The organism is Duganella sp. FT27W (assembly GCF_009295655.1).
Classification (GTDB): Bacteria; Pseudomonadota; Gammaproteobacteria; order Burkholderiales; family Burkholderiaceae_D; genus Rugamonas; species Rugamonas zoogloeoides.
The window spans coordinates 83,710-109,921 of the sequence record NZ_WHIV01000006.1 but is presented as its reverse complement, the minus strand read 5'-3'; the positions used below and the strand labels follow the sequence as shown (position 1 = coordinate 109,921).

General features: G+C 61.9%; 27 protein-coding genes. 19 read left to right on the top strand and 8 right to left on the bottom strand.

Annotation, left to right across the window (positions count from 1 at the left end; genetic code table 11):
* Positions 1-260: 260 nt before the first annotated feature.
* Together F8197_RS26120 and F8197_RS26115 are read left to right on the top strand one after the other, a co-directional pair.
* A complete protein-coding gene (locus F8197_RS26120) occupies positions 261-1,895 on the top strand; it encodes a class I SAM-dependent methyltransferase (protein ID WP_152884797.1) in 1,635 nt (544 codons plus the stop codon).
* Positions 1,896-2,005: 110 nt separating this feature from the next.
* On the top strand, positions 2,006-2,836 hold the full coding sequence (locus F8197_RS26115) for a XamI family restriction endonuclease (protein ID WP_162241417.1): 831 nt from the start codon (positions 2,006-2,008) through the stop codon (positions 2,834-2,836).
* An 83-nt stretch (positions 2,837-2,919) separates the two neighbouring features.
* On the opposite strand, the gene moaC is transcribed toward F8197_RS26115, so the two are convergent.
* A complete protein-coding gene (gene moaC, locus F8197_RS26110; RefSeq protein WP_152884795.1) occupies positions 2,920-3,420 on the bottom strand; it encodes a cyclic pyranopterin monophosphate synthase MoaC in 501 nt (166 codons plus the stop codon).
* Between the two features lie 148 nt (positions 3,421-3,568).
* Here moaC and F8197_RS26105 point away from each other — a divergent pair, with 148 nt between their 5' ends.
* The gene (locus tag F8197_RS26105; RefSeq protein ID WP_152884793.1) at positions 3,569-5,308 is read left to right on the top strand and encodes a M48 family metalloprotease; all 1,740 of its coding nucleotides are present in this window, start codon (positions 3,569-3,571) and stop codon (positions 5,306-5,308) included.
* A 201-nt stretch (positions 5,309-5,509) separates the two neighbouring features.
* Here the strand turns inward: F8197_RS26105 and F8197_RS26100 are convergent, their stop codons facing one another.
* From F8197_RS26100 to F8197_RS26085, 4 genes are read right to left on the bottom strand one after another with little or no spacing between them, the layout of a single operon-like run.
* Positions 5,510-6,103 (bottom strand): DUF2946 family protein, encoded by a 594-nt coding sequence (locus tag F8197_RS26100; RefSeq protein ID WP_152884791.1) that lies wholly within the window; start codon positions 6,101-6,103, stop codon positions 5,510-5,512.
* Positions 6,096-7,061 (bottom strand): YheT family hydrolase, encoded by a 966-nt coding sequence (locus F8197_RS26095; protein ID WP_373996987.1) that lies wholly within the window; start codon positions 7,059-7,061, stop codon positions 6,096-6,098. The genes F8197_RS26100 and F8197_RS26095 overlap by 8 nt, the downstream gene beginning before the upstream one ends.
* 1 nt (position 7,062) lies before the next feature.
* Complete coding sequence (locus tag F8197_RS26090; protein WP_019923797.1) at positions 7,063-7,491, bottom strand: nuclear transport factor 2 family protein; 429 nt, start codon at positions 7,489-7,491, stop codon at positions 7,063-7,065.
* 17 nt (positions 7,492-7,508) lie between these two features.
* Complete coding sequence (locus F8197_RS26085; protein WP_019923798.1) at positions 7,509-7,712, bottom strand: zinc-finger domain-containing protein; 204 nt, start codon at positions 7,710-7,712, stop codon at positions 7,509-7,511.
* 134 nt (positions 7,713-7,846) lie between these two features.
* Between F8197_RS26085 and F8197_RS26080 the strand changes: the two genes are divergently transcribed.
* The 12 genes from F8197_RS26080 (at position 7,847) to F8197_RS26025 (ending at position 20,571) form a co-directional block, all read left to right on the top strand.
* The gene (locus tag F8197_RS26080) at positions 7,847-8,581 is read left to right on the top strand and encodes an AzlC family ABC transporter permease (RefSeq protein ID WP_056137997.1); all 735 of its coding nucleotides are present in this window, start codon (positions 7,847-7,849) and stop codon (positions 8,579-8,581) included.
* A complete protein-coding gene (locus tag F8197_RS26075) occupies positions 8,574-8,903 on the top strand; it encodes an AzlD domain-containing protein (protein WP_152884789.1) in 330 nt (109 codons plus the stop codon). The genes F8197_RS26080 and F8197_RS26075 overlap by 8 nt, the downstream gene beginning before the upstream one ends.
* Positions 8,904-8,984: 81 nt before the next feature.
* Positions 8,985-10,202 (top strand): phosphoglycerate kinase, encoded by a 1,218-nt coding sequence (locus tag F8197_RS26070; RefSeq protein ID WP_152884787.1) that lies wholly within the window; start codon positions 8,985-8,987, stop codon positions 10,200-10,202.
* 223 nt (positions 10,203-10,425) lie between these two features.
* Positions 10,426-11,880, top strand: coding sequence for a pyruvate kinase (pyk, locus tag F8197_RS26065; RefSeq protein ID WP_152884785.1), 1,455 nt, complete (start codon positions 10,426-10,428; stop codon positions 11,878-11,880).
* Between the two features lie 79 nt (positions 11,881-11,959).
* A complete protein-coding gene (gene fba, locus F8197_RS26060) occupies positions 11,960-13,024 on the top strand; it encodes a class II fructose-bisphosphate aldolase (RefSeq protein WP_019923803.1) in 1,065 nt (354 codons plus the stop codon).
* A 98-nt stretch (positions 13,025-13,122) separates the two neighbouring features.
* Complete coding sequence (locus F8197_RS26055) at positions 13,123-14,019, top strand: phosphoribosylaminoimidazolesuccinocarboxamide synthase (RefSeq protein WP_152884783.1); 897 nt, start codon at positions 13,123-13,125, stop codon at positions 14,017-14,019.
* Between the two features lies 1 nt (position 14,020).
* The gene (gene purE / locus F8197_RS26050) at positions 14,021-14,518 is read left to right on the top strand and encodes a 5-(carboxyamino)imidazole ribonucleotide mutase (RefSeq protein WP_152884781.1); all 498 of its coding nucleotides are present in this window, start codon (positions 14,021-14,023) and stop codon (positions 14,516-14,518) included.
* Positions 14,519-14,524: 6 nt separating this feature from the next.
* Complete coding sequence (locus tag F8197_RS26045) at positions 14,525-15,721, top strand: 5-(carboxyamino)imidazole ribonucleotide synthase (protein ID WP_152884779.1); 1,197 nt, start codon at positions 14,525-14,527, stop codon at positions 15,719-15,721.
* Positions 15,718-16,788: an L-threonylcarbamoyladenylate synthase gene (locus F8197_RS26040; protein WP_373996986.1), complete on the top strand. Its 1,071-nt coding sequence runs from the start codon at positions 15,718-15,720 to the stop codon at positions 16,786-16,788. The genes F8197_RS26045 and F8197_RS26040 overlap by 4 nt, the downstream gene beginning before the upstream one ends.
* Positions 16,789-16,993: 205 nt before the next feature.
* Complete coding sequence (locus F8197_RS26035; protein WP_152884776.1) at positions 16,994-18,343, top strand: SGNH/GDSL hydrolase family protein; 1,350 nt, start codon at positions 16,994-16,996, stop codon at positions 18,341-18,343.
* An 80-nt stretch (positions 18,344-18,423) separates the two neighbouring features.
* Positions 18,424-19,113: an OmpW family protein gene (locus F8197_RS26030; RefSeq protein WP_152884774.1), complete on the top strand. Its 690-nt coding sequence runs from the start codon at positions 18,424-18,426 to the stop codon at positions 19,111-19,113.
* 255 nt (positions 19,114-19,368) lie between these two features.
* Positions 19,369-20,571: an AAA family ATPase gene (locus F8197_RS26025; protein WP_152884773.1), complete on the top strand. Its 1,203-nt coding sequence runs from the start codon at positions 19,369-19,371 to the stop codon at positions 20,569-20,571.
* 41 nt (positions 20,572-20,612) lie between these two features.
* On the opposite strand, the gene F8197_RS26020 is transcribed toward F8197_RS26025, so the two are convergent.
* Positions 20,613-21,797 (bottom strand): acyl-CoA dehydrogenase, encoded by a 1,185-nt coding sequence (locus F8197_RS26020; protein ID WP_152884771.1) that lies wholly within the window; start codon positions 21,795-21,797, stop codon positions 20,613-20,615.
* 87 nt (positions 21,798-21,884) lie between these two features.
* Complete coding sequence (locus F8197_RS26015; protein WP_019923811.1) at positions 21,885-22,388, bottom strand: flavin reductase family protein; 504 nt, start codon at positions 22,386-22,388, stop codon at positions 21,885-21,887.
* Here F8197_RS26015 and F8197_RS26010 point away from each other — a divergent pair.
* Both F8197_RS26010 and msrA read left to right on the top strand, forming a co-directional pair.
* Positions 22,387-22,710: a hypothetical protein gene (locus F8197_RS26010; protein ID WP_227012428.1), complete on the top strand. Its 324-nt coding sequence runs from the start codon at positions 22,387-22,389 to the stop codon at positions 22,708-22,710. The genes F8197_RS26015 and F8197_RS26010 overlap by 2 nt on opposite strands.
* A 90-nt stretch (positions 22,711-22,800) precedes the next feature.
* Positions 22,801-23,322 (top strand): peptide-methionine (S)-S-oxide reductase MsrA, encoded by a 522-nt coding sequence (gene msrA, locus F8197_RS26005; protein ID WP_152884769.1) that lies wholly within the window; start codon positions 22,801-22,803, stop codon positions 23,320-23,322.
* Between the two features lie 45 nt (positions 23,323-23,367).
* Here msrA and pdxH read toward each other — a convergent pair whose 3' ends face one another.
* Positions 23,368-24,603, bottom strand: a complete 1,236-nt coding sequence (pdxH, locus tag F8197_RS26000) for a pyridoxamine 5'-phosphate oxidase (protein WP_152884767.1) — start codon at positions 24,601-24,603, stop codon at positions 23,368-23,370.
* 74 nt (positions 24,604-24,677) lie between these two features.
* Here pdxH and tcdA point away from each other — a divergent pair, with 74 nt between their 5' ends.
* Together tcdA and F8197_RS25990 are read left to right on the top strand one after the other, a co-directional pair.
* Positions 24,678-25,550 carry a tRNA cyclic N6-threonylcarbamoyladenosine(37) synthase TcdA gene (gene tcdA, locus F8197_RS25995; protein WP_152884765.1) on the top strand — a complete coding sequence of 291 codons (873 nt, stop codon included), beginning with the start codon at positions 24,678-24,680 and terminating at the stop codon, positions 25,548-25,550.
* An 88-nt stretch (positions 25,551-25,638) separates the two neighbouring features.
* Positions 25,639-26,166, top strand: coding sequence for an FKBP-type peptidyl-prolyl cis-trans isomerase (locus F8197_RS25990; RefSeq protein WP_152884763.1), 528 nt, complete (start codon positions 25,639-25,641; stop codon positions 26,164-26,166).
* Positions 26,167-26,212: the final 46 nt, after the last annotated feature.

Sequence of the window (26,212 nt, the reverse complement as noted above, 5' to 3'; positions counted from 1 at the left end):
GGGCCAATTCTCAGCACCGTGATTGCGCGCTTGAATGCGCGGAGGCCGCTCCATTGTCACGGGCGCTGAGTAAGTTCGGTGTTCGCACTCCACACTGCTGGATGATTTGACTGTATATAAAAACAGTGTCCTGTATACTGCAACGATCGAGTCTTCGCAATGAATTGCAGCCGTAGGTTATCATTCGCGCGGGTCTATATTTAGCCAAAAATTTATTGCTGGCTCGATCCACCCTGACATTTATCCTGCTGAACTACCCCATGACTACCCAATCACCCGCAGCTGGCGTTGCTGTCCTTGACGCCCTTCTCCATATGCCGACGCTTGTTTCGGTAGCGAAAAAACTCGTGAATGGCGCTGTCTTGTCCTGGCATGAGCAGGAAGTTTCCGATGAGTACGCAACGGTCGTGAGTGATGAGTTAGTCGAATTTGTCCGCGCCGCCATCGTCGATTCGACGGATCCTCTCGGCGCGGCTTATTGCCTCATCCGCTCACCAGAACAACGTCGTAGTGTTGGGCAGACGTTCACTCCAGTCGAAGCCGTACTAGGCATGTTTTCCTGGGCAGAGGCGATGGGGGAGTTTGTACGAATTGTCGATCCCGGAGCTGGGACGGGGCGCTATGTTTTACACGGTCTGCGTCAGAATTCTCACGCCTTCGGTGTTGCTGCGGAGACGGACCCCCTGGTGGCGTTGCTGCTCCGCGCAAACGCAACCGCACTGGGAGTAGCCGATCGCCTCGAGATTCATATTGGGGATTATCGTACCTTGCAACTGGAGCCTGTAGAGGGACGCACGCTGTTCATCGGAAACCCGCCGTATGTGCGTCATCATGATATTTCTCCGGCCTGGAAGGACTGGTACAGCACTGGTTTAAAAAACCTGGGATACGCCTCAAGCAAATTGGCAGGATTACACCTGCATTTTTTTCTCAAAACTCTTGCGCTATCCCGCCCTGGAGACTTGGGGTGTTTTATCACTGCTGCGGAATGGCTCGATGTCAACTATGGTCAATCGTTGCGTGACATGATGACGAATGGACTCGGTGGCCGGGCAGTCTTTGTTGTTTCGCCAGAAGTTCCAGTGTTCGGCGATGCAATGGTTTCCGCGTGCATTACATGCTTTGAGCCAGGTTCGGCAGATACGGATATCGAATTCAAAAATATCGATCGAGTCGAGCAACTTCTCGAACTTCAAGGTGGACACCGCGCCAACAAAATTACCGCAAAAGCGGAGCGAAAATGGTCTGTCTTGGTGAGAAATCAAGAAATTGTGAGGAACGAAGCGTTCATAGACCTCGGCGAGTTATTCAAGGTCAGTCGAGGTCAGGTGACGGGGAAAAATTCTGTTTGGGTGGCAAAGGACAATCGATTTGGACTGCCGGAAGAATTTCTGGTCCCGACGATTACCGATGCGGCTGACATCATCCACGCAGGCGGAAGAATTGATAATGTAGAGGGCCTTCGTCGAGTGGTCGCGCTGCCAGCTAATTTGGAACAGCTCGAGCATGACCAGTTTTTGGCCGTACAGGAATTCCTCGAATGGGCAAAGTCCGAGCATGCGAACAAAGGGTGGATCGCGGAACATCGAAAGCCGTGGTGGCGCGTCGATATGAGCAAGCCGGCTCCTCAAATTGTCGTGACATATATGGGACGACGCCCACCAGTGTTCGCCGTCAACACCGCTGGTGCCAGCATCATCAATGTCGCACATGGCCTTTATCCGAAGGTTCCCTTGCCTGAAAATTCAGTCGAGCAATTGGTGGCATGGCTCAATACCAACGTCAGCCAAAATTCCGGCCGGGTCTATGCTGGAGGACTCACTAAATTTGAACCTTCCGAGGTGGCGCGTTTGCGTATTCCGAACGCCGAACTACTTGCTGAGGGCGTGTTTTAATGGCATCTCGAGGAAATATAAATTTCGGCAAAGTATGGACAAACGAGGAAATAAAGAAAGACTGCACCGAGTCCACCAGGCTGTTCCGACTGCGACGGATGAAGGAACCATTGGCCGATTATCTGGCTGAATTCGCCGCAGCGCAGACAGCTGCCGAGTATGTTATCGAGAAACTGCCTGTCCTGTTGGCGAAGCCAACAAATCGCCAGGAGCTTGCAAAGATCGTTCGCAATCCGGCATTCAACACAGCGCTACGCTACCTGACGGCGCCACCGATTTCCGCTGATGACTTGCGCACGGTCATGTGCCGAAGCGTCACCGGCGCAGCGATATTGCAGGACCAGGAATTTGCTGATGAGCTCGTTGAGTTGATTCGTCAAACCATCGACCCGAAACGCTTCCCATGGCTGGCCACGGGCGCCACGCCGACCGATGAACAACTGCACGTGGCCAAGATAGCCTCCGCTGTTGTCGCTACCTGCCAGCGTGTGCAAACCAAGCGGCGCGGCGACGAACGGGCCGAGTTGGAGGGCGCTGTTGTACGGTTGCTGGACGCGCTGGGATTTGTCCGCGTTCCAACGCCCCGCCATTCGATCATGCACGTCGAAGACTTGCCCAATGCCGGCGAGTATATGGTCGGCGCCACGCTGGGCAACGACAATGGCGATTGCATCATCGGACTCTACGATCGACGGCGCTTGGCGCTGGAATGCAAAAGTTCGAATTCCGAGATCAACAGTCGCAAACGTCTCAACAAGGAAGTCATCAAGGACGCTGAAAACTGGAATGCGCAATTTGGCGCGCAAGTCTTGACTGCGGCCGCCTTGCGCGGCGTGTTCAAACCGGAGTATATCCGCGACGCGCAAGCCACGCCCATCATGATCATCTGGGAACATCGTTTGGAAGATCTCGAAGAGTTTATCTCTTCGACCAAGCCGTAGATACTGTTCCTGCCCCCGCAGCCCGAAGAACCATGTCTGTGCGGGACTTGGGCGTCTGCATGGGATGCGTCATGGAATGCGTATCAACTTGTCACACTCCAGTCGCCCGACTTGCCGCCATGCTTTTCCATCACCCGGATCTCGCCCATCACCATGCCGCGGTCCACGGCCTTGCACATGTCGTACACGGTGAGCAGGCCGACCTGCACGGCGGTCAGCGCTTCCATTTCCACGCCGGTCTTGCCGAAGGTTTCTACTTGCGCCTTGCAGTGCACGCTGGCGTTGGCTTCATCGGTCTCGAAATCGACGGCCACGCGCGTCAGGGCCAGCGGATGGCACAGGGGGATCAGGTCGCTGGTGCGCTTGGCGGCCATGATGGCGGCGATGCGGGCGATGCCCAGCACGTCGCCTTTTTTTGCCGTGCCACCCATGATGATGGCCAGCGTTTCCGGCTTCATGCGGATCGTGCCGGACGCGATGGCAATGCGGTGGGTTTGCGCCTTGGCGCCGACGTCGACCATGTGGGCCTGGCCGGTGGCGTCGAAGTGGGTCAGGTGGTCGGCGGGGGGGAGGGTGTCGGTCATGGGCGTGGTGCGAATGGTGGCAAAGGGTCAATAAATTGAGCGAGGGACGGGCGCCGTGCGCTGTCGTCCCGGTTGCGGGTATCATAGCACCGTGAATTCAAAACACCGCCCCCCTACCAGTGAGTCCCGCCGTCCCCTGCGTCTGCGCATGGTGGCTGCGGCTTTGTTGATCGCGATGCCGATGGCCATGGCGCAAAATGCGCTTGCACCCGCGAAAATCCCCAATTTGCCGGCGCTGGGCGACGCCGAACGCCAGGACTTGTCGCCCATTACGGAACGCAAGATCGGCGAGGAAATCATGCGCGATATCCGCCGCGACCGCGATTTCCTCGACGACGGCCCCATCCTCGAATACCTGAACAACTTCGGCAATGCGCTGGTGGCGGCGCGTCCCGGCGCGCGCGGCGAGGCCAATTACGATTACTACTTTTTTGCGGTGCGCGATCCCCAGCTGAACGCGTTCGCGCTGCCCGGCGGTTTCATTGCCGTGCACTCCGGTTTGCTGCTGGCGGCGCAGACCGAGTCGGAGCTGGCGTCCGTGCTGGGCCACGAGATCGGCCACGTGGCGCAGCGCCACATCGCCCGGTCGATCGGCCAGCAAAAGCAGGATGCACTGATACCGCTGGCGGCGATGATCCTGGCGGCGCTCGCTTCGCGCGCCGGTGGCGATGCCGCCATCGGCGTGTTCATGGGCGGGCAGGGGCTGGCCATCCAGCGCCAGCTCAATTTCGGCCGCGAAGCCGAGCGCGAGGCCGACCGCATTGGCTTCCAGATCATGGGCGAGGCCGGTTACGACACCACCGGCATGGTGGCCTTCTTCCAGCGCATGCAGTCGGCCACCCGCAATTACAGCGACCTGGTGCCGGCCTACCTGCAAACCCACCCGCTCACCACCGAGCGCATCGCCGACATCCAGGCGCGCATCCGCGACCAGCCCTATAAACAGCGGGCCGACAGCCTGGATTTTTACCTGGTGCGTTCGCGCGCGCGCGTGTTGCAGGCGCAAGGCTCGCAGGCGATGGCCGAGGCCAAGCAGTTCTTCGAAGAACAGATGAAGCAGGAAAACCGCCTGCAACTGACGGCCGGCCAGTACGGCATGGCGTTCTGGTCGCTCAAGAATGGCGAGCCGGCCAATGCCCAGGCATGGCTGGACAAGGCGCGCGGCACGTTCAACAAGGCGCCGCCGCCCGGCACGTTCAGCGCTGCGCCCAAGCCGGCATCGGACGCGATTTTCGTCACCACCTCGATCGAGATCAAGCTGGGCAAATCAGACGACCACGAATCCATCGCCAAGGGCCTGGAAGAAGCGAAAGCGGCGCAGCTGAAATTCCCGCTGTCGCGCACCGTGTCGCATTTGTATGCCGAGGCCATGATCGCCGCCGGCAAGTACGACGAGGCGGACGCCTACCTGCGCGACCAGGCCCAGCTGTATCGCGAAGAGCCGGAAGTATTCGATTACCTGGCGCAGGTGTATTCCAAGCAGGGCAAGATCGCCTTGCAGCACATTGCGCTGGCCGAGTCATACATGTTGCAAGGCGGCACCCTGTCGGCACTGGAACAGCTCGGCTTTGCGCGCAAGGCGTCCGATGCGTCGTTCTACGACCAGGCGCTGATCGATGCGCGCGAGCGCGACTGGCAGGCGCGCCAGCGCGAGGCGATGGGAGACAAGGCCAAGAAAGACCTGGCGTTACAGCCAGCCTTCAAGGCCGAGCTGCGCAGCGGCAGCAGTGCCAGCGGCAGCAATGGCACTGGTAGCACCAGTAGCGCCAGCGGCTTGGGCATTAGCGCCGACAGGGAGTGGACCGACCCGTCCGGCCGCTTGCGCCAGAGTACCGATCCGTTCGAGCGGCTGCGGCAAAAATCCGATTTCGATAGCCTGACGCGATAGCCGCCGGGCTGCTGGCAGCGCGCCCCGGCCGCACTGGCGGCGTTGCCAGTACGCCTGGCCAGCGCATCGTTGCAGGCTACCCGCCCCACCAGGCGCGAGCAGCTGACAGCGGGGTCTGCGCGGAAGGCACCACACAGGCTCAACCCACCGGCCCAACCGGACCGAGCCCGCGTATCTGCCATCTGCTTGCCGTATCCTCAGCTAACCTTGAGCGCCCGGTACGCTGACAAAGCCGAAGCGCCGGGCCAACTGGTCGGCAGGGACGCGTTCGATCGCCATGTGGCGCTCGCCATCGGCCAGGGTCAAGGGGGCGGCCGGATCGTCCAGCCACGCCAGCAAGGCGTCGTCGCCCGCCGGCGCGCCGTTTAAATGCAGACGCGGCAGTACCTGGGCAAAATCGCGGTCGTCCAGCTGCGCCACCACTTTATTCCCCACCAGTATCAGGGCGCCGGCATCGGTCAGCGCCACCGTCTCGATGGCAGGCATGACCACACCCGTGTGCAGCAGCCAGCCGGCTTGGGGATCGGTGCGCACGATGAACGGCGTTGCTGCCAGTTGCACGTACACGCGCTGCGGGCCGTTCTGGAAATACCAGCAGCCGCGCTCGTCGGCGGCATAGTTGCGGTTGATGAAGCCGACCAGGGCGGCATTGGTGAGCTTGTCGCCGGGCAGGTCCAGGTGCTGGGCCCGTTCGTCGCGCATGCGCCAGTGGCCGCGCGCGTCGAGCGCCAGCCAGCCGTAGCAGTTGGGAACGTCGGGCCACTTGGCCAGGGCCTGCTTGACGATATCATCCATATTGTAAGTTTCCAGTGTCGTGGGCGCCATCGAGGAAGTGCAGCAGGCGCCGGGGCAGCCAGTCCAGCTTGCCGGGCAGGCCGCCCACGGCAAAGCCCACGTGGCCGCCGTGGTCAGGATACTCGAGCACCACGTTCGACGCCGCACGTTGTGGCAGGTGGCGCCCGGGCAGGAACGGATCGTTTTTGGCGTTGAGCACCAGGGTGGGTACCGTAATGTCGCTCAGGACGTGCTTGGCGCTGGCGCGGTCCCAGTAGTCGTTGGTGTCGCGGTAGCCGTGCAGCGGGGCGGTGACGACGTTGTCGAACGCATACAGGTCGCGTGCGGCGTGCAGCGCGTCGAGGTCGAACAGGCCGGGGAAGTGCTCGAGCTTGGCGATGCACTTGGGCTTGAGCGTTTGCAGGAACATGCGCGTGTACACCATGTTGAAACCGCGCGAGAGCGAAGCGCCGCCCTGCGCCAGGTCCAGCGGCGCCGACACCGCACAAGCGGCATCGACGAAATCGGCCTGGTGCTGCGATTCGCCGAGCCAGCGCAGCAGGGCGTTGCCGCCCAGCGAGACCCCAACCGCGTAAAACTTGCCGGCGTGGCGGGCGTGCAGCCGGCGCACGATCCAGTCCACCTCGGCGGCGTCGCCCGAGTGATAAAAACGCGGCGCGCGATTGGCTTCGCCCGAGCAGCCGCGAAAATGCGGCACGGCGCCCGACCAGCCGCGCGCGGCCACGGCAGCCATCAGTGAGCGGGCATAATGGCTGTCGGACGAGCCTTCCAGCCCGTGAAACAGCACCACCAAGGGCTGGCCCGGCTGGCCGTCAACGAAATCGACATCGACGAAGTCGCCGTCCGGCGCATCCCAGCGTTCGCGCCGGTAGCGCACCGCCGGCTTGGCGATGCACTTGGCGGGGTAGATGGTTTGCAGGTGGCCGCTGGGCAGCCAGAACGGCGCAGGGTATTTCACATCAGTGCAGGATTTGCGCCTGCGGATCGACCGGCGCCGCGCCGGGCGCGATCGACACGTGGTGCAGGACGATGCGCCAGCCGCGCGGGGTTTTGCTGTAGACGTTGGTGGCCAGCAGGTGGGCCGGCTCGCCGCTGGCGGCAGTGGTGCCTTCGACCACCGTGTGCACCGAGCTCATCAAGGTATGGGTTTCGTGCAGCTGCGACGGCAAAATGTGCAGGCCGCCCTGGGCCAGGATCGCTTCCCACGAGGTGCGGATGGCGGCGTGGCCGATCAGGCGCTGGCCGCCCGGGTGGATACAGACGATCTCGTCGTCATCGGCCCACAGGGCCATCAGCGCATCGACGTCGGCCCGGTTGAGGGCGTCGTAAAACGCGGTCTCGGTTTCGGCAGCGCTGCCGTTGAGCTGTTTGACACGTTTGGTTGGCATGCGGCTGCGTCCGGGGATTAGTGGTGGCCGACGACGGTGCCGGGCTTGAGGCGGTAGGCAGTGCCGCAGTACGGGCACTTGGCAGTACCGTGGTGGTCGAATTCGAGGAACACGCGCGGGTGCGACGACCACAGCGGCATAGCCGGGTTGGGGCAGTGCGCCGGCAAGTCCTTGCCGTCGAGTTCAACTGCGGCGGCTGCGTTGGTGGTGTTGGCGGTCATGTTATGCGGGCTCCGAAGGCTAGGGAAAACCACGATTTTAACGGATTCGCGCATTGAGCAAAAATCATCGGTAAAATAGCGCCTCTTCATTCCCGGTGCGCCGTGCCATGTGGCAGGAATGCCACACTTCCCTCATGACCAACCCTACCTTGAACACCCTGGACCGGCACCACCCGCAAGCCTGGCGCGAAGCCGTGCGCACCGGCATGCCCACCTTGTTCGGCATCGCTGCCTGGGGCCTGGTGGTGGGCGTGGCCATGGTCAAATCTGGCTTGTCGGTGCCGCAGGCGCTGGCGATGACCTTGCTGGTGTTTGCCGGCTCGGCGCAACTGGCGGCGCTGCCGCTGATTGCCACCGGCGCGCCGATCTCGGTGATTTTTCTGACCGCCGTGGTGGTCAACCTGCGGTTCGTGATCTTTGCCGCCTTGCTGGCGCCGCACTTTGCCCACCTGCCATGGCGCCAGCGCCTGATGCTTGGATATGTCTCGGGCGATCTGGCCGTCGCCTTGTTCCTGCAAAAATACCCGGACGCCGCGCCCCAGGCGGGCAAGCTGTCCTATTTAAAAGGCCTGATCTATCCGAACTGGTCGGCATGGCAGGTCGGTTCCATCATCGGCATCTTCGTCGGCAGTACCGTCCCACCCGAGTGGGGCCTCGGTTTTGCCGGCACCCTGGCCATCGTGTGCGTGATGATCCCGCTGGTGGCGGGCGTGCCGGCGCTGTGCGGCGTGCTGGTGGCCGGCGCGGTGGCGGTGGCCGCGTTCGGCTTGCCATATAAACTCGGTTTGCTGGTGGCGGTGGTGGTGGGCATGCTGGCCGCCATGCTGGTGGAAAGTTGCCTGACGAATCTGCGGGGCCGCCATGTCTGACCTGGAGATCTGGATCGTGATCGGCGCGCTGGTGCTGGCTACCGCCACCGCGCGCAGTTCCTTGTGGCTGATCGGCCACCATATCAACATCCCGAAGCGGGTGCAGGATATCTTGCGCTACGCGCCCGCCTGCGCGCTGGCGGCAATTATCGGTCCCGACCTGATGTTGTCGCCCGCCGGAGCGGTCGTGTTGGACTTGAGCAATATCAAATTATTGTCAGGAATCGCGGCAACAGCCTATTATTTGCTGCGCCGCAATATGCTGGAAACCATTATATTCGGTATGGCTTGCTTCACGGCATTACGTGTTTTGCTGGGCTGATTCGTGTATTTCAATAACAATTAAATCACGCTGGCCTTGCGGTAGAATAGCGCCTTCTTATCACTCAACCAATGGGTCGCCATGTCCGCTGTCTTGAACTTCATCCGTCTGCAAGATCTTATCGACCAAAATGCCCTGCAGGGCAAGCGTGTGTTCATCCGCGCCGACTTGAACGTGCCGCAGGATGATGCGGGCAATATCACCGAAGATACGCGTATCCGCGCTTCCGTACCGGCCATTCGTGCCGCCACTGCCGCTGGCGCCAAAGTCATGGTCACGTCCCACCTCGGCCGTCCGACCGAAGGCGAGTTCAAGCCTGAAGACAGCCTGGCGCCGGTTGCCGCACGCCTGTCCGAATTGCTGGGCCAGCCGGTCGAACTGAAGCAGAACTGGATAGACGGCGCCGGCCTGGAAGGCCTGCAAGCCGGCCAGGTGGTCCTGCTGGAAAATGTCCGTGTGAACAAGGGCGAAAAGAAAAACGCCGATGAACTGGCCCAGAAAATGGCCAGCCTGTGCGATATCTATGTGAACGACGCGTTCGGCACTGCGCACCGCGCCGAAGCGTCCACCCATGGCATCGCCAAGTTCGCGCCGGTGGCTGCCGCCGGTCCGCTGCTGGCCGCCGAACTCGACGCACTGGGCAAGGCGCTGGGCGCCCCGGCCCGTCCGCTGCTGGCCATTGTCGCCGGTTCGAAAGTATCGTCCAAGCTGTCGATCCTGAAAGCGCTGGCCGACAAGGTGGACAACCTGATCGTGGGCGGCGGTATCGCCAACACCTTCATGAAGGCTACTGGCCTGAACATCGGCAAGTCGCTGGTGGAAAACGAGCTGGTGGAAGAAGCCAAGGCCATCATCGAGATCATGGCCAAGCGCGGCGCTACCGTGCCGATTCCAGTGGACGTGGTGTGCGCCAAGGAATTCTCGCCAACGGCAGCGGCCACCGTCAAGGACGTGGCCGACGTTGCCGACGACGACATGATCCTCGACATCGGCCCGAAAACCTCGGCCCTGCTGGCCGAGCAAATCGCCGCTGCCGGCACCATCGTCTGGAACGGCCCGGTGGGCGTGTTCGAGTTCGACCAGTTTGGCGAAGGCACAAAGACGCTGGCGCTGGCCATCGCTGCCTCGAAAGCGTTTTCGATCGCTGGCGGTGGCGACACCCTGGCCGCGATTGCCAAGTACGACATCACCGACAAGATCGGCTACATCTCCACCGGTGGTGGCGCGTTCCTGGAATTCCTGGAAGGGAAGACCCTGCCTGCGGTTGAAATCCTGACCCAGCGCGCTGCAGCGCAATAATGTTTTTGGTCCAAGATTAGTAAATAGCACGGTCGTGCGGTGTAGTGAATTGCCAGTAAAATTGCTGTAATGCCCGTCCAAGTCAACTGTTTTTGTAAGATTGCTACAAACTTTTGTAGTTTGGCTACATTGATGGTGACTTTGACATCCGGTACGGCAGCACTTTCCCTGGTTTCCGCCTGGCGCGGAAGCTGTCCGCATGACCTTACGCTCAAGGAATACTATGTCCCGTAGCACCAAAATTGTCGCCACGATCGGCCCAGCTTCTACTGATTTCAACGTCCTGGTCAAAATGATCCGTGCCGGCGTCGATGTCGTGCGCCTGAACTTCTCGCACGGCAAGGCGCAGGATCACATCGACCGCGCGCGCCTGGTGCGCGAAGCCGCTGCCGAGTGCGGCCGCGAAGTGGCGATCATGGCGGACATGCAGGGACCGAAGATTCGTGTCGGCAAATTTGAGAACAGCAAGATCGAACTGGTCAACGGCGACAAGTTCATCCTGGACGCCAAGTGGGGCGAGAACGGCGAACTGGGCAACCAGGAACGCGTGGGCCTCGATTACAAGGCGCTGCCGCAGGACGTGCGTCCCGACGACAAGCTGCTGCTCAACGACGGCCTGATCGTGCTGGTGGTCGATAAAGTGATCGGCAGCGAGATCTACACCACCGTCAAGATCGGTGGCGAGCTGTCCAACAACAAGGGCATCAACCGCCAGGGTGGCGGCCTGACCGCGCCGGCGCTGACCGCCAAGGACATGGAAGACATCAAGACCGCGATGAGCTTCCAGTGCGACTACCTGGCGATCTCGTTCCCGAAAAGCGCGACCGACATGGAAATGGCGCGCCAGCTGGCCAACATCGCCGGCGAGCCGTACGGCCACAAGCCGATGATGATCGCCAAGATCGAGCGCGCGGAAGCCATTCCCGTGCTGCAAGAAATTCTCGACGCGTCCGATGGCATCATGGTCGCCCGCGGCGACCTGGCAGTGGAAGTGGGCAATGCCGCAGTGCCGGCGCTGCAAAAGCGCATGATCCGCATGGCGCGCGAATCGAACAAGCTGGCCATTACCGCCACGCAAATGATGGAATCGATGATTTTCAACGCCGTGCCGACCCGCGCCGAAGTATCGGACGTGGCCAACGCGGTGCTGGACGGCACCGATGCGGTGATGACCTCGGCGGAAACGGCCTCGGGCCGCTACCCGATCGAAACCGTGGAAATGATGGCGGCCATTTGCGTGGAAGCCGAGCTGTCCGAGTACAACAAGCTCGACGCCGACTTCCTCAACGCCACGTTTACCCGCATCGACCAGTCGATCGCGTACGCGGCGCTGTTTACCTCGCATCACCTGGAAGTCAAAGCAATCGTGGCGCTGACCGAATCCGGTTCCACCGCGCTGTGGATGAGCCGTCATAACATCGACACGCCGATCTACGCGCTGACGCCGAGCGTGGTGACCGAGCGCAAGGCTTCGCTGTACCGCAACGTCAAGGCGTTCAACCTGGCGCAAGCCGGCGACAGCGCCACCGTGATGCGCCAGGCCGAAGAGTTGCTGGTGGCGCGCGGCATCGTCAAGAAAGACGACATCATCGTGGTCACCTGGGGTTCCCGCATGGGTTACGCCGGTGGCACCAATGCGCTTCGGATCGTCAAGGTCGGTCAGGTCGTTAATAAGTAAGCCCGGAGACCATGCCCGCGCGAGCGGGCGTGGTGCTGCTCCGGCAAGGTTTTTTTTTTAATTGTTTGGAGTACATACCATGTCCCTCGTATCGATGCGTCAACTGCTGGACCATGCTGCTGAAAATGGTTACGGCATTCCTGCTTTTAACGTCAACAATCTGGAACAAGTGCAAGCCATCATGGCTGCTGCCGATGCGCTCGACAGCCCGGTGATCATGCAAGCGTCCGCCGGCGCCCGCAAATATGCCGGCGAAGCGTTCCTGCGTCACCTGATCGACGCCGCCATCGAAGCCTACCCGCACATTCCGGTCGTGATGCACCAGGATCACGGCCAGTCGCCGGCGGTCTGCATGGCCGCCATCCGCTCCGGCTTCTCGTCGGTGATGATGGACGGTTCGCTCGAAGCCGACGGCAAGTCGGTGGCGTCGTATGAATACAACGTCGCTGTCTCGCGCGAAGTGGTGAAATTCTCGCACTCGATCGGCGTGACCGTCGAAGCCGAACTCGGTGTTCTGGGTTCGCTGGAAACCATGAAGGGCGACAAGGAAGACGGCCACGGCGCCGACGGCACCATGACCCGCGAACAGCTGCTGACCGATGTCGACCAGGCTGCCGACTTCGTCAAGCAAACCCAGTGCGACGCGCTGGCCATTGCCATCGGCACCTCGCACGGCGCCTACAAGTTCACCCGCAAGCCTACCGGCGACATCCTGGCGATCGACCGCATCAAGGAAATCCACGCCCGCATCCCCAACACCCACCTGGTGATGCACGGTTCGTCGTCGGTGCCGCAAGAGCTGCTGGCCGTGATCCGCGAATTCGGCGGCGACATGAAAGAGACCTACGGCGTGCCAGTCGAAGAGATCCAGGAAGGCATCCGTCACGGCGTGCGCAAGATCAACATCGACACCGACATCCGCCTGGCCATGACCGCCGCGATCCGCCAGTTCATGTTCCAGAACCCGTCGAAATTCGACCCACGCGACTACCTGAAGCCGGCCCGCCTGGCTGCCGAGCAAGTTGTGCGCGCCCGTTTCGAAGCGTTCGGCTGCGCCGGCCAGGCATCGAAAATCAAGCAAGTGACGCTGGAAAAAATGGCCGAGCGTTACAAGGCCGGCGAGCTGTCGCAAATTGTGAAGTAAAATCCTGTCTGCAACGGGGCCACTGACCCGTGAGTTCTCGACCGGCGGAGAGCGTTGCTTTCCGCCGGTTTCGCTTTTAATAACACTAAGTGCTAGCTATGAACGCCCTCTACCAGTCCTCCATCTCCTCCCTGCCACTGCTCGGTCACGGCAAAGTCCGCGACAACTACGCTGTCGGCGACGACAAGATCCTGATCGTCACCACCGACCGCCTGTCGGCTTTCGACGTGGTCATGAATGAACCGATTCCCGGCAAGGGCATGGTACTGAACCAGATGAGCGATTTCTGGTTCGAGAAGCTGGGCCACATCGTGCCGAACCACCTGACCGGCGTGCTGCCTGAGTCCGTGGTGTCCGCCGACGAAGTGGTGCAGGTGAAGGGGCGCGCAGTTGTCGCCAAACGTCTGAAACCGATCATGGTCGAAGCCGTGGTGCGTGGTTACATCATCGGTTCGGGCTGGAAGGATTACCAGGCGACTGGCGCGATCTGCGGCATCACGTTGCCGGAAGGCCTGCAACAGGCCGAGAAACTGCCGGAGCCGTTGTTCACCCCGGCCGCCAAGGCCGACCTGGGCGAGCACGACGAAAACATCAGCTTTGCCGACATGGAAAGCCGCATCGGCGCCGAACTCGCCGCCAAGATGCGCGATGTCAGCATCAAGCTCTATACGGCAGCTGCCGAGTATGCCGCCACGCGCGGCATCATCATCGCTGACACCAAGTTCGAATTCGGTCTCGACGATGACGGCGTAATGCACCTGATGGACGAAGTGCTGACGGCAGACAGTTCGCGGTTCTGGCCGGCAGACTCCTACGCGGTGGGCATCTCGCCACCGTCCTTCGACAAGCAGTTCGTGCGCGATTACCTGGAAACCCTGACCGACTGGGGCAAGACCGCGCCGGCACCGGCACTGCCGGCCGACGTCATCGAGAAAACCCAGGCCAAGTATTTCGAAGCCATCGAGCGCCTGACCGGCGACAAGCTGAAGGCATAAGATGACCGATCAAGCTAAGCCATTGGTTGGCGTCATCATGGGCTCGTCCTCGGACTGGGACGTGATGCAAAACGCGGTTGCCGTTCTTAAACAGTTCGGCGTGCCGTTCGAGGCGCAAGTCATTTCCGCCCACCGCATGCCCGACGAGATGTATGCGTACGCCAAGAGCGCGCGCGCCCGCGGCCTGCGCGCCATCATCGCCGGCGCCGGCGGTGCGGCCCACCTGCCGGGCATGGTTGCTGCCATGACCATTGTGCCGGTGCTGGGCGTGCCGGTGCCGTCGAAATATTTGCGCGGCGAGGATTCGCTGCTGTCGATCGTGCAAATGCCGAAGGGCGTGCCGGTATCGACCTTTGCCATCGGCGAAGCGGGCGCTGCCAACGCAGCACTGACGGCGGTGGCCATGATTGCCGCCACCGACGACGCGCTGGCTGACCAGCTCGAAGCGTTCCGCGTCACGCAAACCGATGCCGCCAAGGCCATGACTCTGCCGCTGTAGGACATAATGAGTAATTCAAAAGTAATCCCCCTGCTGCCCGCCGCCAACCCGCCAGCCTGGCTGGGGGTGATGGGCGGCGGCCAGCTCGGCCGCATGTTCGCCCACGCCGCCCAGAGCATGGGCTACCAGGTGGCCGTGCTGGAACCGTCCGACACCTGCCCGGCAGGGCAGGTGGCCCAGCGCCTGGTCAACGCCGGCTACAGCGATGCCGCCGGCCTCGACGCGCTGGCCGCGCAATGCCTGGCCGTCACCACCGAATTCGAGAACGTGCCGGCCGACAGCCTGTCGCGCCTGGCGCAGTCGGTGTTTGTTGCACCCAACGCCCACGGCGTCTCGGTGGCGCAGGACCGCATTGCCGAGAAACGTTTCTTTGTCGATTGCGCGGAAAAATCGGGCGTGCTGCCGGCGCCGCACAAGGTGATCGCCAGCGAGCAAGACATTGCCGCGATTGCCGACGACCTGTTGCCCGGCATCCTGAAAACCGTGCGCATGGGTTACGACGGCAAGGGGCAAGTGCGCGTGACATCGCGTGACGACGTCCGCGCCGCGTTTGCCGAGATGGGGCAGGTGACCTGCCTGCTGGAAAAAATGCTGCCGCTGGCGTATGAGGTCTCGGTGCTGACCGCGCGCGGTCACGACGGTGAATCGGTCGTGTATCCGATCGCTGAAAACGTCCACCGCGACGGCATCCTGTTTACCACCACGGTGCCGGGCCCGCACGTCTCGGCCGAGAGTGCCGTCAAGGCGCAGCAGGCGGCGCAAGCGATCGTGGCTGAGCTCGGTTACGTCGGCGTGCTGTGCATCGAGTTTTTCGTGCTCACCGATGGTTCGCTGGTGGTCAACGAAATGGCGCCGCGTCCGCACAACAGCGGCCACTACACGATGGACGCCTGCATCACCAGCCAGTTCGCGCAGCAGGTACGCGCCATGGCCCGTTTGCCGCTCGGCGACGTGCGCCAGCATTCGCCGGCCGTCATGCTCAACATCCTCGGCGATGTCTGGTTTGAAGGTGACAGCGATGATGTGCGTGAGCCGGCCTGGGACCAGGTGCTGGCGCTGCCCGGCGCCTGCCTGCACCTGTATGGCAAGGACGACCCGCGCCGCGCGCGCAAGATGGGCCATTTGACCTTCGTGGCCGCCACCCTGGAACAGGCGCAACAGCAGTTGCTGGCGGCCTGCGACATCCTCGGTATCGCGCCGTGAGTGTGGTCAATACCGTTGCCGACGCAGCCGCCATCGCGGCCGGCGCGCGCGTGCTGGAAGCAGGCGGCCTGGTGGCGTTTCCCACCGAGACCGTCTATGGCCTGGGCGCCGATGCCGAAAACCCGGCAGCGGTCGCTCGCATCTATGACGCCAAGGGCCGTCCCAACGATCACCCGGTGATCGTGCACGTGGCGCCCGGCGCCGACCTCGATTACTGGGTCACCGAGATTCCCGATGCCGCGCGCCAGCTGGTCGCTGCCTTCTGGCCCGGTCCATTGACACTGATACTCAAGCGCGCCAGCCACATCCCGGACGCCGTTTCCGGCGGCCAGGACACGGTGGGCATCCGCTGCCCGTCGCACCCGGTAGCGATTGCGCTGCTGACCGCCTTCAAGGGCGGCAAGGGTGGCGTCGCCGCGCCGTCGGCCAACAAGTTCGGCAACGTCAGTCCCACCACCGCGCAACACGTGCGCGATGAATTCCACCTCGATGATGTGGAAGAGGGCTCGATCACCGGCGAGCCGGCGTGTTCGGCCGGCTTGCATGTCACTGTTCTCGAAGGCGGCGCCAGCCAGGTCGGCATCGAATCGACCATCGTCGATTTGTCGCGCCTGGCCACGCATGGCCCGGTGCTGCTGCGCCCCGGCCATATCACGGCGCAACAGATCGCTAACGTGATCGGCCAGTTGCCAGCCGCACCCGACCAGGCCGCACCGCGCGCATCCGGCACCCTGGAATCGCACTACGCGCCGCGCACGCCGGTCACCATGGTGGCGCACGCTGCCCTGGCTGACACAGTTGCGCAACTGCAGGCCAAGGGCGCCCGCGTGGCCGTGATCGGTCATGCTTGCGGCGAACTCGGCAACAACATGCGCTTGCTGCCGGCCGAGCCGGTCGGCTACGCCTACGGCATCTATGCCGCGCTGCGCGAGATGGACCTGGTGCAAGCCGATGTGATACTGGTGGAAACCCCGCCACAAGACGATGCCTGGCTCGGCGTGAACGACCGCCTGCGCCGTTCTGTCTTCGGTTCGACCGGCATCCTGGCACGCTTCCTGAGTCAATAATCTGCTGTTTTTATGTATTCCAGCGACCAACTTTTTTGATTAAAAGCAACGCTGGAATTCCTATCCGAGCAACTGTTCTTTTTTGAACACAACCCCTGAGAAATTGAGTGCGCGCTGCTATACATTCCAGCCCAACGCTGGCAGACTAGTTGTGCATGAATAGCACGCCCGTTCTTATTGGGCCACAATATCCTCAGGAGACAATATGCGTCACACCAAACTTGCCATCGCCGCAATGGCTCTCGCCATCCTTGCCGGTTGCGGTGGCTCCAGCCCGGAAGCGGGCGATCAAACCCTTCGTGTCAAATTTAACTCGCAAGTGTCGTTCGGTGACAGCCTGTCGGATGTGGGCTCGTATAACGTTGGCACCATTGCCGCCCTCAAGGGCGGCAAGTTCACCATCAATGGCGACAACACGGCGATCAATGCCACGCTGACCGGCCGTAACTGGACCGAGCTGGTGGCCGCCCAACTGGGTTTGCCGGCGCCGTGCGCCGCATTGACCGGCCTCGACGGCACCGCCCCAGGTTTCAACGTTCCCCGCAAAGCCAACGCAGGCTGCTACGGCTACGCCCAGGGCGGCGCGCGCGTGACCAATCCTGTCGGCCCCGGCAATATCGCCACCGGCGCTGCCACCGGCTTCATGACGGTACCAGTCGTGACCCAGGTCGCCAACCACCTGGCCGCTGTCGGTGGCAAGTTCAAGGGTGACGAACTGGTGCTGGTGATGGCTGGCGGTAACGATGTACTGTTCCTGCTGTCCAAGCTGAGCGCTGACGCGACCGCTGCTGGCGGCCAGGGCTATATCGTCAGCCTGGCCACGCAACTGGCTGCAGGCGCCACCAACCCTACTACAGCGCGTGCAGCCATCCTGTTTGCCGCTACCACCCAGGCAGCGGTTCCCGGCAGCACTCAGGCCAGTATTACCACCAGCGCGGTCGGCGCTGCAGCAGTGCAGCCCGGCAACGGTGCTGTGGTTTCCCCGGCAGTATATGGCCCGATGGTGACCAAGGCCGCTGCCGACGGCGCCGCCGCCGGCGCCGCCTTCGTGACCACCACCGCGCCGACGCTGGTGACGCAAATGCGCGATGCCGGCACCCAATTGGCCACCCTGGTAAAAAGCCAGATCATCGCCAACGGCGCCAACTACGTCACCGTCAACAACTTGCCGGACGTGGCTACAACGCCTAGCGGTCGCTCCCGTACTGCCGAGATCCGTGCCCTGATCGACTCCATGGTCGGCGCCTTCAACGGTGCGCTGACCGCCGGCCTGTCCACCGAGCAGAAAGTGGTGATCGTCGACGTGTACGCAGTGAGCCACGACCAGGCCACCAACCCGGGACCGTATGGCCTGACCAATGTCGCCGAACCGGCATGCGACCTGAGCGCGGCGAAGAACCCGATCGGCTCCGCGATCGTCTGCAACGGCAGCAACCTGGTGGCCGGCGATGTCAGCCACTACTCGTTCGCCGACGAGGTGCATCCGACACCGTTCAACAACCTGCTGCTGGCGCGTTACGTGTCGCGCAGCCTGGTGACCAAGGGCTGGATGTAAGGCGGCGGTAGCCGGCGGTGGCCGCGCACAAGCGGCCGTCTGCCGGCAACGAACAACACGAACAAGAATCTGGAGACGAAATGAATAAAACCTCGCTCAAACTGCTGGTGCTGGCAGCCGCCATGTCGGTGGCCACGGCCGCCTCGGCGCAACAAACGGCCGGCACCTGGCTGGGCACCCTGGGCCTGAACAAGATCACCCCGAAGGTCGATTCGGGCGACGTGTCGGCGCCGGCACTGCCGGGCACCAAGGCCGATGTCGAGCCCGACACCAAGCCGCGCTTTGCGATTGCCTACATGCTCACCGATAACTGGTCGGCCGAGCTGGACCTGGGCGTGCCGTACAAGCACGACTTGATCGGCGCCGGTTCGATCGAAGGCACCGGCAAGCTCGGCGACTCGATGGTGCTGCCACCGACCGCCTTCATCCAGTACCGCTTCATGCCGGCCAACGCCACCTTCCGTCCCTACGTTGGCCTGGGCCTGACTTACGCGATGTTCATCAAGGAACGGGGTTCGGGACAGCTGACATCGATTTTGAACACCGGCGGCCCTGGCGCGACTTATAAACTCGACGACAAAGCCGGTGTGAGCGCCCAGATCGGCGCCACCTGGCGCATCGACGACAACTGGTTCCTCGACGCCACCGTGATCAAGACCAAGCTCAAAACCAAGGTCCACTTCTCGACCGGCCAAACCCAGAACGTGCGCCTGGACCCGGTCGCGGCCAGTATCAGCATTGGCTACAACTTCAAGGGGTTGAGCTTCTAAAAATAAACATCCGAAGGTGCAGCGGCTCCCCGATGCTGGGCCTTCGGATGGTTCAAGACCGCCTGTCGAGTGCGGTACGCCCCGCAAATTTGGGCAAATTTCCTGATATTTCCTTCCATCCGGTTCAAACCATTTCGCGTTCGCGCTACCATCGGCATACGCTGCCAACTCTCGTTCTACCAAAATCTGTCGCCATATAGCTGACAGGCGTATACATAGCTATACATCGTTATACTTTTCTATAGCGAGCCGCCTATGAATCCTGTACGAAACCCCTTTGCGCCAGGTGCAGGTAACAAGCCTCCGGAACTGGCCGGTCGACAGGCGATCATCAACGACGCCAGAATTGCTGTTCAACGTGCATTGATTGGCAGATCGAGTCGCTCGCAAATGTTCTTGGGGCTGCGTGGTGTGGGTAAAACCGTTCTGCTCAATGAAGTTGAAAATGTCGCCAGACATCATGGCCATTTGACGACCTCGATTGAAGCGCCCGAGGGCAAGTCATTGGGCGAATTACTGCTGCCGCGTGTACATCAGGTGTTGCGTAAGTTATCCAGTGCGGAGAATGCCAAGGCTAAGGCCCATGACGCGATGCGTGCGCTCAGGTCGTTCGCTTCCGTTTTCAAGTTTGAATATGGCGACGCATCAATCGCGGTGGAGCCTGAAATTGGTGTTGCAGACAGTGGTGATCTTGAGAGTGATTTGCCCGAACTGTTCGTACGCATCGGCGAGGCGGCGCAAGCTGCGGCAAAGGCGTGGACCCTGCTGATCGATGAAGTACAGTATCTGGGGCAAAAAGATTTGGCCGCACTGATTGTTTCCCTGCATAAGATCAGCCAGGAAAATCTTCCGGTGGTATTTTTCGGTGCAGGACTGCCACAGGTAGCGGCACTTTCAGGACACTCCAAGTCCTATTCGGAGCGCTTATTCCATTTTCCAGACGTAGGTGCTTTATCACCAGAGGATGCGAAAGATGCCATCCGTCAGCCGGTGAATGACGAGCAGGCGGTCATTGACGAAGCCGCTTTGAACGAGATCGTGGAAAAGACGCAGGGCTACCCGTATTTTCTTCGAGAGTGGGGGCACCAGTCGTGGAATATAGCGACCGGCGATACCATTACATTGCAGGACGCGAGACGAGCGGAGGCGAACACCCTGAAGCGCCTTGATGACGGGTTTTTCAAAGTTCGTTTTGATCGACTCACCTTGAAAGAGCGCGAGTATGTGATCGCGATGGCAAAGCTGGGTAATGGCCCGTATCGCTCCTCGGATGTCGCAGACGCACTCGGCGAGACCATGCAGAGCCTGGGGCCGCGCCGCGCGCAAATCATCAGCAAGGGGATGATTTACAGTCCGTCACATGGCGATATCGCGTTCACGGCACCCATGTTTAAGAATATCTGCTGCGCAATTTGGCAGCAATCGAAAATATTTGACTGGTTGGAAGAATCGCTATGATGTCCGAAAAATACATGCATTTTTCAGACATCATGGTACCGTTATTGGAACGCTTGGATACCCGTCTGCGCCCGACCCAGGATCAGCGCATGGATATCATGCGTACCTTCGTAGGTGTTGACCACCTCGAGGTTGACCATGTGGCGGATGATGCCGAACTCGTCCGAGATGCCGTTACCACCGAGCATGTCGCGCGCCACGCGGGCGATGTCGAGCGACTTGCCGCACGAGTTGCGCTTCATCATCGAGGTGATTTCCACCGCCGCCGTGCCGGCGTCTTTCATGCGGCCCAGTTGCAAGCAGCCTTGCAGGCCCAGCGTGATTTCGGTCTGCATGTCGGCCAGCTTCTTTTGCACCAGCTGGTTGGCGGCCAGTGGACGACCGAATTGCTGGCGGTCCAGCACGTACTGGCGCGCCGTGTGCCAGCAGGCTTCGGCTGCGCCCAGCGCGCCCCAGGCGATGCCGTAGCGGGCCGAATTGAGGCAGGTGAACGGGCCTTTCAGGCCGCGCACGTCCGGGAAGGCGTTCTCTTCCGGGCAGAACACGTTGTCCATAACGATCTCGCCGGTGACCGAGGCGCGCAGGCCGAACTTGCCGTGGATGGCCGGCGCACTCAAGCCCGCCATGCCCTTGTCGAGGATGAAGCCGCGGATCGCGCCTTCGTCGTCCTTGGCCCACACCACGAACACGTCGGCTACCGGCGAGTTGGTGATCCACATCTTGGCGCCCGACAGCGCATAGCCGCCCGGCACTTTCTTGGCGCGGGTGATCATCGAACCGGGGTCGGAGCCGTGGTTGGGTTCGGTGAGGCCGAAACAGCCGATCCATTCGCCGGTGGCCAGCTTGGGCAGGTATTTCTGGCGCTGCGCCTCGGTACCGAATTCATAGATCGGCACCATTACCAGCGACGATTGCACACTCATCATCGAGCGGTAGCCGGAGTCGATGCGTTCGACTTCGCGCGCGATCAGGCCGTAGGCCACGTAATTGAGTTCGGGACCGCCGTATTGTTCGGGAATGGTGGGGCCGAGCAGGCCCAGTTCGCCCATCTCGCGGAAGATGGACGTGTCCATCTTCTCGTGGCGGAAGGCGTCGAGGATGCGCGGGGCCAGCTTGTCGCCGCAATAGGCGGCAGCGGCGTCGCGCACCATGCGCTCTTCGTCGGTCAACTGCTGGTCCAGCAGCAGGGGATCATCCCAGTGGAACTGGGCGCGGGCTTGGCTCATGGTGGTCTCTCATTATGGTGAATGCTGCTGCATTCTAAGCCGCCGCCCATGGCACGGCTTTTCTAATGGCGACACCAATTTCCGTTTTTACCCCAGGCTGCCGAACTGGCCGCCGTGGAAGATCAATGGCGGGCTCGGGGAGAACTCGCACAGCTCCACTTCGCCGACGAAGATCACGTGGTCGCCCTCGGGATAGCGGCTGCGGTTGTGGCACTCGAACCAGGCCGACGCGCCTTTTAAAATCGGGTGGCCGGTGCGCGACAGCTCGTATTCGGCCGTGGCCCACGGGTCCGCGCCGCGCGTGGCAAACAGCTTGGCCAGGTGGGCCTGGCTGGCGCTGAGCACGTTGATCACGTAGTGCGAGTTGCCGGTAAAGATGGGCATGCTGTTGGCGTTGTTGGACAAACTCCACAGCACCAGCGGCGGATCGAGCGAGACCGAGTTGAAGGAACTGGCGGTCAGGCCGCGAAACGTGCCGTCAGCCAGGCGCGTGGTGATCACGGTGACGCCGGTGGCGAACTGGCCCAAGGCCTGGCGGAAATGGGCGGTGTCGAATGGTCGTTCTGCGGCGCGGGGGGAAATGGTGTGCATGGTCAGCCTGAGTCTTTTAGCCATTATGCCAAAGATTGCATGGCAACTGCGCAATAGCCCTACGGCAAGAGAGCTGAACGGTGACGGCTACAGCTTCAAGTCCAGCTGCCCCGACGCCAAGCTGGCCGGCTCGTTCAAGGGCGATCTGGCCAAGTCCTACACGCTCACGGCCGACACGTCTTTTGAATTGAATGGCAAGACCGAGGTGCAGCACAACGTCCTCAACGGTACTTTCCAAGGCGCCTGCCCGGCGGACATGGCGCCGGGCGTGAAGAAAATGCGCGGTGGCATGAAGATGAAAAGCCTCTACATCAATCGCTAAGTCCGGTCACAGGCGTCCCCGTTGCATCGCGCGGCGTGTTTCTGCGTTCTTGGGCATTATTGCTGAATTCAAATACGGCAGGAGGCTTTCATGGAAACAGCCATACTGGGCGGCGGGTGCTTCTGGTGCACCGAGGCGGTTTTTCTGGACGTCAAAGGTGTCGAGAAAGTCGTGTCCGGCTATGCCGGCGGCGCGGCGCCCGATCCCACTTACGAGCAGGTGTGCGCCGGCGCGACCGGCCATGCCGAAGTGGTTAAAATCGATTTCGATCCGGCCGTGATCGATTTCCACGACCTGCTCGAAATCTTTTTCACGATCCACGATCCCACCACCCTCAACCGCCAGGGCAATGACGTCGGCACACAGTACCGGTCGGTCGTATACTACCTGTCGCCGCAGCAGGAAGCGGTGGCGCGCAAGGTGGTGGCTGAGATGGCCAATGTGTGGGATGCCCCGATCGTCACCGAGCTGGCGCCCGCGCCGGTGTTTTACCCGGCCGAGGCTTATCACCAGGATTACTTCAGCCACCACCCGCTGCAAAGCTATTGCGCTTTCGTGGTGGCGCCCAAGGTGGCCAAGTTGCGCGCGATTTACGCGCACCGGGTGAAGTAAGCAAAAGCCGGCCAAATTGGCGGGGCGCTCCTGCACGAACAGGCGCTACGGCTGCAGGCGTTCCTTGGCCCAGCTGCCGTCCGCCTGTTTCACATAAACGATACGGTCGTGGAAGCGCGAGCGGCGGCCTTGCCAGAATTCGATGCGCACCGGGTCGAGGCGGTAGCCGCCCCAGTGCTCGGGGCGCACCGCGTGTTCGCCGCTGGCCGCTGCCACGGCGTCGTAGTTGACTTCCATCTGTTCGCGGTTGGCAATCGGTGCGCTTTGCTGCGAGGCAATCGCGCTGATCTGGCTTTTCAGCGGGCGGCTGTAGAAATACTTGTCGCTTTCCTCGGCCGAGGTTTTCACCACCGTGCCTTCGATGCGCACCTGGCGCTCCAGTTCGCTCCAGAAGAACAGCAGCGCCGCGTGCGGATTGGCGCCCAGTTGCCGGCCTTTCTGGCTGTCGTAGTTGGTGTACCAGGTAAAGCCGCGCGCATCGAATTGCTTGATCAGCACGATGCGCGAGCTGGGCCGTCCCTCGGTGTCCACGGTGGCCACGCTCATCGCGTTCGGCTCGTTCACTTTCGCATGCATGGCTTCGTCGAACCATTTGCCGAATTGCGCGATCGGGTCGTCCAGCACATCGTTTTCTGTCAGGCTGGCGCGGCCGTAATCGAGGCGCAGGTCGGCCAGCACCACGCCGTCGGCCACCGTGTTGTGGACCGGTACTTGTTGCTGCTCGGGCACCTGACTGGCGGGCAGGGCAGGGGTGATGCCGCGCCGCACCTGCATCGCGCTGCCCAGTTGCGCCATCTGCTCGGGGCTGAACAGGCGCTTGGCCATCGGTGCGATATTGGCTTCTTCCTTGGCCATGTGGGCGGTGTACGCGTCGCAGAAGCGGCTTACGTTCTCTACCGATAGGGCGGTGCTGGTGCCGGCCGCGATCGCTTCGAGTTCCGCTTGCAGCAACGCCCAGTCCTGGTCCATGGCGGCGTGGTCGGCCAGGATGCCGGGCACCAGTTGCTCGAGCAGGGCGAGGTCGGCGTCGCGCGCGGTGGCTTGCAGCATCGGCATCAAGTTCTGTTCTTCGTCGTCGTGGTGCAGGTGGGCGGCGTTGTTGAAATACTTGAGGACGGCCTGGACCGCCTTTTGCGCTTCGAGGTCGGCGCCGTGTGCGGCCAGGTGGGGCGGCAGCTTGGCGAGCGTGGCCAGTTGCTTGCGGATGCGGTCGTGGCAATGCTTGAGCACGGCGATCGGCTGATTGAAATCGGGGGCGGTGTCGAACAGTGTGTTGCTCATGGAATCAAGACTCTGGCTGGGTGAGAAAATCATTCTAGAATAATTTTTCTTGCAGTGTCCGCTAAAATGGCGGGATGGATACCAATTCAACCTTTAATCTGGACGAAGTCGACTTCGAGCGACGATTCGGCGGCATTGCGCGCCTGTATGGCGCCCCGGCGCTCGAGCGCTTTCGCGGCGCCCACGTGTGCGTGGTCGGCGTGGGCGGCGTCGGCTCGTGGATCGTCGAGGCGCTGGCGCGCAGCGCTATCGGCCAGTTGACCCTGATCGACCTCGACAACGTGGCCGAATCGAATATCAACCGCCAGATCCAGGCGCTGAGCGGCACGGTCGGCCAGGCCAAGATCCACGCGCTGGCCGAGCGCATCGCCCAGATCAACCCGTTTTGCGTGGTGCACCAGGTCGAGGATTTCGTCACGCCCGACAATCTCGACACCATGCTGGGCACCGACAAGTTCGACTACGTGGTGGACGCCATCGACAGCGTGAAGGCCAAGGCCGCCATGATCGCCCATTGCCGCCGCCACGCGATTCCGCTGGTGATCATCGGCAGCGCCGGCGGCCAGACCGATCCCACCCAGATCGCCGTGCGCGACCTGGCCCGCACCGAGCAGGAGCCGCTGCTCAAGAAGGTGCGGCGCCTGCTGCGCAGCGAGTACGGTTTTCCGCGTGGCGAGAAAACCAGGTTCCATGTCGATGCGGTGTTTTCGATGGAGCCGCTCAAGTACCCGGAACCGGCCGACGCGTGCGCAGTGGATGCCGGCGGCGGCATCACCGGCCTCAATTGCGCCGGTTTCGGCTCGGCCATGGTGGTCACCGCCACCTTCGGCATGGTGGCGGCCGGCCACGTGTTGCGCCAGTTGGCGGCGCCTGCCGCGCCAGCGGCCGTTGAGCCAGTTGCTGCGCCGGCAGCGGTGGTAGCGGCAGACGGTACCATCGGGAATTAAGCCGACACGCGGGATAGGTTTGCTATCATGGCGGGCGCCGGTACGTGCGCGTGCCGTCCCCAGTCACCCAGAGAGAGAGAATCAATCTATGAAGCGTAGTTCCGTTTTTGCAGCAACGCTGCTGGCGCTGGCGGCCTTCTCGGCCCAGGCGCAAACTCCTGCTGAACCGGCGGCTGCGGCTGCACCTGCTGCACCTGCAACCCCGGCTGCTGCGGCCACGCCTGCCGCGCCAGTGGTGGTCGGTTCCGCCACGCCGGGCCCGGCCGCCGAATCGCTGATCGTCAACGACACCAAGGTGGGTACCGGCCGCGAAGCGACCAGCGGTGCGACCGTCTACATGCACTACACGGGCTGGTTGTATCGTCCGCTGGCAAAGAATATGCGTGGCCGCCAGTTCGACTCGTCGATTCCGCGCGGCGAGCCGCTGGACTTCGTGCTTGGCACCGGCCGCGTGATCAAGGGCTGGGACCAGGGCATCGTCGGCATGAAAGTGGGCGGCAAGCGCACCCTGATCATTCCATCGGAACTGGCCTATGGCTCGCGCGCCGCACCGGGCGGCGGCATCCCACCGAACTCGGCACTGATCTTCGACGTTGAACTTATTGACGTCAAGTAAGCCGGAATAATTCCGAGCGCCTGACAACCGTCCAGAGCAAGGCGCA